This window comes from Psychrobacter sp. Ps6 (assembly GCF_022129235.1).
Lineage (GTDB): Bacteria > Pseudomonadota > Gammaproteobacteria > Pseudomonadales > Moraxellaceae > Psychrobacter.
On the sequence record NZ_JADQAI010000102.1, the window covers coordinates 1 to 1767 of the forward strand.

The 1767-nt window shown below is 37.2% G+C and carries 1 protein-coding gene; it reads left to right on the plus strand.

Annotation, left to right across the window (positions count from 1 at the left end):
* Window positions 1-763 precede the first annotated feature (763 nt).
* Window positions 764-1444, plus strand: a complete 681-nt coding sequence (locus tag I3255_RS14085) for a hypothetical protein (RefSeq protein ID WP_237033028.1) — start codon at window positions 764-766, stop codon at window positions 1442-1444.
* Window positions 1445-1767 lie beyond the last annotated feature (323 nt).

Below are 1767 nucleotides of genomic sequence, written 5' to 3' on the forward strand. Positions count from 1 at the left end.
TCAACCATAAATCAGTAAACGTTAAAGTTTAATGTTATGTCAGCTCATTTGGTGTTAAGCCAAATGAGCTTTTCTATATGAAACTTAACTAATTCTAAATTTTATGATTGTTAGCGATATTTGAAACAGATTCATGTCTATATTGTTGTTTCTAGTGTGGAGCTGGAATTCCTATCTTTCTATCATTTTTAGAACAACTACTGAGTTTTGATCGTATCTTGCAGGAAGTACAACACTCATATTGCAACTTCACTTTTATTATGTGGTAGTGGTTATCTCAATGGCTTTAAATTCTTACTTCTTAACTGCGAGCAAGAGGAATGCCTCTTCACTTCCAGCCCACTAGTGTAGGTAGATAACGTTTCTTCACTCGTTTTTGCCCCATTATGCGTTAGAGCTGTTGCTCATTCACATGTTGTTAATGTGCGTTTGCCCTACCAAAAGTTATCCGATTTCGGGACATTAAGAAATTATGCCTCATGGTGCAATCTAACCCATTAACTTTTTAACTAAGTATTGATTTGTCCTTTGAAGACTTAAACATCATATATCCATTGAGTCAGTTTATAGCCTGTATAGTAAGCGTTATGCATTATTCCTTGACTGCTCAATTTCTTATAGTAATATGCAACTGCACCTATAGCTCAGAAGGGTGAGAGCGCGCAAAAGCGTTTACGTGATTGCGAGGTCGCTGGTTCGAGTCCAGCTAGGTAAAGTGTATTTTCGAGTATATTTTACCTAGTTATCTCCAAGGTCAAAGCCCATGACACCTACAACTCCTTACGAAATCCAAACACATAATGTTCGAGAGCTAAATAAAGCGTGGAAACAAACTACCATGCTGATTAACGAATCATATCGAACAAAAAATTTTCAAGCGGTAGATATTCAAACAAAACTGCTTTCTTTACTCTTCTCTGCTTACACTGAAGCAATTTTTTCCAAATTGATTCATACGCCATATGCGTTAAATTCTTCTGAAATTGATACCCTCAAAACCAAGTTTAGAAATGAGTCTTTTGCAGGTTGGAAGCATTGTTTAAATACTATGGTTGCAAAAATCTCATCTAAAACAGAAATAGAGAAGGAGAATATCCGAAGTGATATGCGACTTATTCTAAGAGACTATATCAAGAAACCTAGTGAATTACGTAACCGCTTAGCTCATGGACAATGGTCGATTGCTATGAATAGAGCTAATACGCAAGAAAACGCTCAAATCACTCAAAGTATTGCAGATCTAGATGTTGTAAAACTTGAGGTATACAAAAAGTCTTTTGATCTTATGTCACTAATATTGGAAGACTTGGTGGAGTCACCAAATAAAGCACATATTGATCATTATGATACTAGACTTAATCACTTTAATTCCGAGCAGGCTAAAATGGCTAGTTGGACAATTCAAGGGCGTATTGCAAGACTAGCTCCTAAGCCATTACGATAATAAAATGTATACAAACTTTTTAAGAGTGATTCGCAACGCGTGGCATTCTCAGTTCAAGGTTGGGTTTCGTGTGTACGGCGCAATGGATTAGGCTTGGTGCTGGCGTTGTTCACACCTTAATGCGGCGTTAGAGAACATCGTCAACAATTCATTTTGTGACCATGTTTGAAATGTTATACGGTTATTGTTTCATACCATTCTCAATCTCTTACTATAAGGTGATTTCACAACTTGGAGAATCATCATATGGCAAGATGTACAGCACCAGTTAATGGTCACCGTACAGCGAGTGCAAGAGCTAACTGCCCAGCATGTGGTAGCCG